The 956-nt window shown below is 70.8% G+C and carries 1 pseudogene; it reads left to right on the top strand.

Annotation, left to right across the window (positions count from 1 at the left end):
• A pseudogene (locus tag K8556_RS38895) lies at window positions 1-956 on the top strand (hypothetical protein); the annotation flags it as partial.

The following is a 956-nucleotide window of genomic DNA, read 5'->3' as shown; positions in this document are numbered from 1 at the left end:
GCCTGGGAGAAGCTGCTGACGGACGCGGGGCTGGATGCGTGGGACGAACGCCCCGTAGGAGGCGTGCTGACGCCCGCGCAAGCCGCGCGTCTGATGGATGTGTTGTTGGGCAAGCCCGTCACGTTGAGCACCTTCCCGCCGCGGATGGCCGCGGGCTTCATCCTGCGCGAGGTGATGGCGGGAGGCGAAGTCACGCGACAGGAGCTGCTGCGGCGGGTGGAGCGCTTCTCCCGGGAGCAGATCGCGGTGTTGCGGCCGGACGGCTCTCTGGCATGGGCCCTCACCGGGCGCACGCAACAGAAGGTGGCGCCAGTCGAGTGGAAGGACGGTGCCTTCCGTGCGCATGGCTTCGAGCTGGGTCGCTTCTACAGCGGCAAGGGAGGCGTCTTCCGCTCCGTGGACGCGCAGCTCCAGGCCTCGGATTGGCGGCCCATGGCCGAGGTGTACGACGACGCGGACGTCATCAGCCGCACCCTGGATGGAGCGGAAGATGCGTTCGTGGAGCTGTACCACGCGCTGGGACAACTGCTCACGCGTCCCGTGGACAGCATCGCTGCGCTGAGCAACCTGCCAGCGAGCGTGGCGGCGCTCATCGCGTCCTCGCCCATGTACTGGGAGCGCTTCCAGTCCATGACCCGGGGCGAGCAGATCCGCGAGGTGTCGCGGCTGACGACGGGCCTGCTGATGACCGGAGGCGCGGCGTCTGCCACGACGCGGACGCTGAAGGGGATGGCGCTGGGCGCGGAAGTCTCGGTGCCGGTGCTCTCGCTGTCGGCGGAGGGCGCGCTGGCGTTGGAGCGCGTCGCGGTGCCAGCAGGGCGCGCGGCGGCGGCACTCAGCGGCGGCCCTGGGGCGGCCATCCTCCTCCAGCGGGCGAACACGGCCTCGAAGGGAGGAGCACCTTCCCAGGGGCCGGGGCAGTGGGGCCCCGCGAAGGAGTCGATGTCCACACGCGC

Source organism: Corallococcus sp. AS-1-12, assembly GCF_020036995.1.
Taxonomy (GTDB): domain Bacteria; phylum Myxococcota; class Myxococcia; order Myxococcales; family Myxococcaceae; genus Corallococcus.
The sequence above is the reverse complement of the archived record's forward strand: the minus strand, read 5'-3'. Positions and strand labels throughout refer to the sequence as shown.